The sequence below is a fragment of the Cupriavidus sp. SK-3 genome, assembly GCF_000611145.1.
Classification (GTDB): Bacteria; Pseudomonadota; Gammaproteobacteria; order Burkholderiales; family Burkholderiaceae; genus Cupriavidus.
Map to the genome: position 1 here is coordinate 21,789 of NZ_JFJV02000240.1, position 6,474 is coordinate 28,262.

A 6,474-nucleotide genomic window follows, 5' to 3' on the forward strand; every position below is an offset into this window, starting at 1 on the left:
ATCGGCTGCCTATGCGCCCGTTGTCGTCTCGTTCAAGATGACATCGGCCGCCTTCTCGGCAACCATGCAGATTGCGCTAGCCGGGAAAAAGCCAGGAATCCTCGGAAAAACGGAGGCGTCGACGACACGCAGCCGGCGCGTTCCGTGCACGGAAAAACCGCTGTCGAGCACACCGCCCGCCTCACGCGGGCCGATGGCGCAGGTACACGATGCGTGGTGCCCCCACGCGTTGTCGCGCACATAGCCAGCCAGCTCCGCATCATCGCGCAGGTGGGCGCCGGGAAGCTGCTCCTGCGCGATCACGCCGCGCTCGGCCAGCGGTACGGCCAGCTTGCGCACATAGCGGATGGCTTCGATCACCGCGCGCATATCCTCGTCCGAGGCGGCATCGCCCTCCTCGAAATAGTGGAAGTTGATCAGGGGCGTATCGAGCGGATTCGCGGAGCGCAGCATGACAGTGCCCGCGCGATTCTGCGTGTGCGCCTTGAGTATGGCCCAGGTGAGGATATCGTCGCTCTGGGCGAACACCTTGGAATAACCCGGAAAGTAGCCGGCAAAGTGCTCAACCAGCGCCATGCAGAAGATATCCGGCACGGGAAGGCCTTTGCGCGAACGCCTCGCCACCGCGATCGCGACGCCGTTGGAAGTGTAGACACCGTGGCGCAGGTCGCGCCAGCTGCAATAGGCCGGGTCGTCCCTCTCGAAGCGCGCGCCGTTCAGGATCTGCCAGGGCCGCGCCATCCGGCTCACGACGCCCACCTCATAGCGATCCTGGAGGTTGCGGCCGACCCCCGGCAGATCCACCCGCACGGGTATGCCATGCTCGCGGAGGTGCCCGGCGGGACCAATCCCCGAGAGCATCAGCAATTGCGGCGTATTGAACGCGCCGCCCGCCAGGATCACCTCGCGGCGCGCGCGCACTTCCTGCCGCACGCCGGGCGCCGGATTTGGCGAGACGTGCGCCTGGTAGAGATGCCGCCCCTTGAGATATTCGACCCCGACAGCAGTGCCGTTCGCGTCGATCAGCACCCTGGTCGCCAGTGCGTCCAGTTCGATATGCAGCCGCGAGGGAAAGCGGCCGGCGACTTCCAGCACCCGTTCGCGCGTGCCGGTGCGGGCATGGCCGCTGGTCGTCATCGGCGTATAGCACACGCCATCGAAACATCGTCTTCCCCAGATCCTGGAGTTCGGGTCGCCCTGCCACCGGAAGAAGCGCAGCAAGGCATGGAGCCGCCCCGGCACGCTGCGCGCCGCCATCTCCATCGAGCTGAAAATCAGGCGCGTCAGCGCGTCGTCGGTGAGCGCCTGCAGGGGAAACGCGCGCTCCGTGCTGAGCCAGCCGTCCCAGCCGTGGGCAGTGGGATCGAAACCCAGCCGGCGGGCAAGCGCCCACAGCGGGCGATGGCGGCATTGCTCCAGCCGCTTGGCATAGCGGCGCATGCGGCTGGCCTTCCACGAGCGGTCGCCGGTCAGCGCGGCAATGCCGTCCCAGTCGGAATCGTGGGGGTAGAGAAAGATCATCGCGTTGTGGGCGGTGCAGCCGCCCAGGGTCGCGGCCCGGGGATAGAGCACGCCTTCGCTGCCGCACTTGGGGTCGCGCCGTTGCTGTGCATCGTCCGCGTAATGACGCACGAAGAAGTTCCAGCTCATCGCGGGATTCTCGGAGGCGCAGGCGTGAAACGCCGGCACTTCGTAATCCTCCGGCAGGCACGCCGCCGCTTGTTCGCGCGCATCGCAACCCGCCTCGATCAGGAACACGCGCATACCCGCTTCAGCGAGCCGCGCGGCGAGCGTGCCGCCGCCCGCGCCGGAGCCAACGATCACATAATCCCAAGCTTCCTCGCCTTGAACAGACATATCCCCGCCGCGCAGTCTTCATCAGAAGGTCTTGAGAAAGGCAATCAAGGCCCGCTTGTCCTCGTCGCTCAGTACCGGCTCCTGCCCGAACGATTGCTCATCGGCGCTCAGGCCGGCCTGGTTGTTGAACTCCGCCGTGCCGAAGTAATGGCCGCGATTCACCACGAAATCCGGGCATTTGCTCAGGCTCAGCATGGGCTTGACGAGGTTGGCGTAGGTCTTGCGCAGATCGTCGTCGGTGGCGCCCTCCGGTACCGAAGCCAGGTCGGACTTCAGCTTGAGCGCAAGGCTCACCACCTTGGCCGCATGGTCGGCCTTTGCACCGGCTTCGCTGCTCTCCGCCAGCGGCTGGATATTGGCGATCAGGTTGACCGGCATCTGCCCGGGCGCGGGACCGATGGTCACATCGCCTCCGGCCCCTACCAGCCACGGCGCGAAGCGGTGCATGAAGCCTTGCAGCGGCTTGAGCGCATCCGGCACGAAGCCCGCCGGGACCGTGATCTGGCTGCGCTCCGTGGTGCGGTCGATCACGCCGGGCACCTTGGTACCCAGGACCTCGTCGCGCGCGCGTTTTTCCGGCCAGAGCAATTGCTCGATGGAAGCATCGAATACCTTCACCCGGCTCGCCACCGAAGGATCCTCGCTAAACGGCCCGAGCGCATTGTTGAGGAAGAGCGGCGCAGTCGACCACACGCTGATCAGCGAAGGCACACGCGTGTAGCCACGCCCGCCGGCTGGCATGCGGTACTGCCACCGCTCCCCGGTGAACGGGTCATTGAGCGTGATGGTGCCAACCGATGGCAGCGTCTTGTAGGACTCCGACGAAAAGTTGTCCCAGATATTTCCCCGCAGCGCATTGGTCGCCAGCGGACTGCATGCATTCGTGCGCAGCAGCGTGACGGGAACGCGCGCATCGGACGAAAGATAGTTGCCCTCCAGGAAGTCCGGCGCATTGACGACCTTGCGCATCTGCGCCTTGAATTCGTCCGTTTGCGTCCATTTCCAGTACCGCATGAAGCACGCGAGGTAGTTCGGCCCCGCGCAGTTCCGCAGGTTCAGGCTGGCCGGCGGCGGCGGCGCCTTGCTGGAATGACAGCGTGCGCAGGTATCGGCAAACACGTTCTTGCCCTTTTCAAGCAGCGCGGCGCCGGCCGGCGACGACACGTCCGCCAGGAATGACGCACCGCCCGGCGCATCGCTCAGGTGGTCCGGCGGGGTCGATTTCAGCAGGAACAGCGCCGTATTGAAGGTGCCGGCTTCCGTCGCCTTCCAATAGCTCGAGTTCTTCTGCGCCACGGCAAGTTCAATGGGCGTGATGGACTTGCCGCCGAGGATCGGGTTGAAGTGCAGCAGCCACTCCTCGCTGAACAGCCCGATATTCAGGTACACCCGGTTCAGGGCGCCCAGCACGCCGACCGAATCGGCCCCATCCTTGAGGACGTGCGGCGTCCATACCGTATCGGGCGGCGCGTAGAACTGCGTCAGCGCGCCGCTCTTCACGAAGTCGTTGATCTGCCGGTTGTTCAGCTCGCCGCCGGCCAGCTTCTCCTGCCCGATCCGCTTCGCCACGCCCATGCGCGCCATCAGGTCGTAGAGCGCGTTCATGGTCCTGGGGTTGTTGATGTTGTCCGTGGAGACCAGCGAGGTATCCATGGCGCCCGGCCTGAACGTATGCACGAGCTGGAACATGAAATTCTGCTGGCCTTCGCGCGTCGAAGCGTTGTGGATGAAGAGCCGGTCCACCCACATATACTGCGCACCCACCGTGGAGCTCAGGTCGGCCCATTTCGGATGCGCCGGGTCCGCGGGCGGATGGACCGGGCTGGGGCCCGCGTGGCAGAAGCCGCAGGCCATGCCCACGCGATAGGGGCGCACCAGGTCGGCTCTGTTGTAGTAGGCAGGATCGGTGTAATAGCGCTGCGGATCCCACGCCTTTGCAGCCTTCTCGTCAAAAGCCGGATTGGGAAACAGGCGCAACCCGACGATGCCGGTGGGATAGCCGTAGTAGGAGCCGACCGGGAGCTTCGCGCCGTTCGAGAAGGTGGTGCCGCGCGCGCCGGTCCTGACCCCCGGGTAGGCCTGTTCGTTTTCGAACGGATCGGCCGGGCAATCCTTCACCCGTTGGTCGAGCCATAGCCCGAAGCGTTGCGGATCGGGCGCGACGGGCTTTTCGAAACAAGGCTCGTTGACCAGGCCGAGGTAGCTCCAGCGGGTGTCGCGCGAATAGCCCTGGCCGGGATGCGAGCTGATGGACTTGAGCAGGTCGAAGGCACCGAACGTGAAGTTCGTCATGTCGTCCCAGAACCTGTCGTTGCCGCCACTCCAGACGAGCCACATATTGCGGCCCATGATCTCTTCCCTGGTGAGTGCGACACCACGATCCATATCGTGAAAATAGTCTTCCGCGGCATGCCGGAACGACTCCGCGCCGCGGCCCGCCTGCTGCGCCTCGTCCAGGACGTGACCCGGTTCCGGTTTCGAACACCCGCCCACGGCGATCGAGCCAATCAACGCAATAACCAGAACGATAGCTCTGCTGCCTGGATTCACCGCCGCCCCTCCCTGCCCAAGAGAATCGGCCATTTATCGCACTATGGCCTTGCACCCCGGAGTCTTGATAAACCTAGGAATGACCTGGGGATAAGTCAAGGAAATTGCTGCAACGCGGTTATTTCAGCGTCGTCGCCAGGAGTGCCGGAGTTGCCGAAAATGGTGGGTCTGAAAATCCGGATAACGGCCTTGATGCCAAGTGACGAAAGACGGATCTGTTCGACGTTGAATTCTGTTTCGCGCGCCATGAATGGCTGCGAGCCGAAGCGCTCTCGCTTCGGCTCGCGGAAACATCGAGGACGTTCGCGGTCCCTACGCGGCCCCGAAGCCGCCGCCCCCCGGCGTTTCCACCACGAAAATATCGCCCGCCTCCATCTCGCAGCGGCCGACATGGCCCAGCGCCTCCTCGCTGCCATCATGACGCACAACGTAGTTGCGCCCCATGGCGCCGGGCTCGCCGCCAGCCATGCCGAACGGCGCGTGCAAGCGGTTATTGGACAGGATCGACGCCGTCATCGGCTCAAGGAAGCGGACCTTGCGAATACCACCGTTGCCGCCATGCCACTGCCCTGCCCCGCCCGATCCCGGCCGGATCTCATAGCTTTCCAGCCGCACCGGGAACCGCCATTCCAGCACCTCCGGATCGGTCAGGCGCGAGTTGGTCATGTTGGTCTGCACCACGTCGCAGCCGTCAAAGCCCTGCCCGGCGCCGCTGCCGCCCGAGATGGTCTCGTAATACTGGTAGCGCTCGTTGCCGAAGGTGAAGTTGTTCATGGTGCCCTGGCTGGCGGCCACCACGCCCAGCGCGCCGTAAAGCGCGTTGGTGATGCAGGAGGAAGTTTCCACGTTGCCCGACACCACCGAGGCCGGATAACGCGGATTCAGCATCGAGCCCTCGGGAATGATCACCCTGATCGGCTTGAGGCAGCCGGCATTGAGCGGGATTTCCTCGTTGACCAGCGTGCGGAACACATAGAGCACGGCGGCCATGCACACCGCGCGCGGCGCATTGAAGTTGTTGGGCAACTGCGCCGACGTGCCGGTGAAGTCCACCACCGCTTCGCGCCGGACCTGGTCCACGGTGACACGCACCCGGATCTGGGCGCCGTTGTCCAGCGCATAGCGATAGGCGCCGTCCTTGAGCGCGGTGATGACGCGGCGCACGGCTTCCTCGGCGTTGTCCTGCACGTGCCCCATATAGGCACGCACCACCGGCAGGCCGAACTGCACCACCATCTTGCGCAATTCCTCCACGCCCTTGGCGTTGGCCGCCACCTGGGCGCGCAGGTCGGCCATGTTCTGGTCGATATTGCGGGCCGGGTAGCGTGCGCCGGCCAGCAGCGCGCGCATGCCGGCATCGTCAAGCACGCCGGCCTTCACCAGCGGGAAGTTGTCGATCATCACGCCTTCTTCCTCGACCACCGTGGAGTCCGGCGGCATCGAGCCTGGCGTGATGCCACCGATATCGGCGTGATGGCCGCGAGAGCCGACGTAGAAGAGAATCTCCGCGCCGGCCTCGTCGAAGACCGGCGTGATCACCGTGACGTCGGGCAAGTGCGTGCCGCCGTTGTACGGATCGTTCAGCACGTAGACATCGCCGTCGGCCATGCGGCCGGCATTGCGCGCGATCACCAGATGTGCGGGAAGCCCCGGAGTTTAGTCCGGGGGCGAGAGCACGGACGCCGCAGGCGTCCTAATGGAGCGCTTGCTGTTCCTCAATGAATTGCCGAAGGATATCTAACGGTGCACCGCCGCACGACGAGGCGAAATAGGATGGGGACCACAACACGCCCCGCCGCTTAAGCCACGGCTGGAAGTCCCCAAACTGCTGCCGGAGCATACGCGACGATACGCCCTTCAATGACGCGACGAGATTCGACAACGCCACCTTCGGCGGGTAGTTGACCAAGAGGTGTACGTGGTCGTGCTCGCCGTTGAATTCCACCAACTCGGTTTCGAAGTCCTGGCAGACGTTCGCCCTTGCGTTCCAGCAAGGCATTGGTCGCCACCGTGGTGCCCATTTTCACAACTTCCACCCGCGCCGGCGTGACCGGCTCGCCCGCCGCC

General features: G+C 64.7%; 3 protein-coding genes and 2 pseudogenes. All 5 read right to left on the bottom strand.

Annotation, left to right across the window (positions count from 1 at the left end; all coding sequences use genetic code 11):
- Positions 1-9: 9 nt before the first annotated feature.
- On the bottom strand, positions 10-1,857 hold the full coding sequence (locus CF70_RS24900; RefSeq protein ID WP_035870945.1) for a GMC family oxidoreductase: 1,848 nt from the start codon (positions 1,855-1,857) through the stop codon (positions 10-12).
- Between the two features lie 21 nt (positions 1,858-1,878).
- On the bottom strand, positions 1,879-4,440 hold the full coding sequence (locus CF70_RS24905; protein WP_051648932.1) for a hypothetical protein: 2,562 nt from the start codon (positions 4,438-4,440) through the stop codon (positions 1,879-1,881).
- Between the two features lie 62 nt (positions 4,441-4,502).
- Positions 4,503-4,655 (bottom strand): hypothetical protein, encoded by a 153-nt coding sequence (locus tag CF70_RS36745; RefSeq protein WP_160172292.1) that lies wholly within the window; start codon positions 4,653-4,655, stop codon positions 4,503-4,505.
- A 64-nt stretch (positions 4,656-4,719) separates the two neighbouring features.
- A pseudogene (locus tag CF70_RS24910) lies at positions 4,720-6,060 on the bottom strand (hydantoinase B/oxoprolinase family protein); the annotation flags it as partial.
- 40 nt (positions 6,061-6,100) lie between these two features.
- Positions 6,101-6,385, bottom strand: a pseudogene (gene tnpA, locus CF70_RS24915) (IS200/IS605 family transposase); the annotation flags it as partial.
- Between the last annotated feature and the right edge of the window lie 89 nt (positions 6,386-6,474).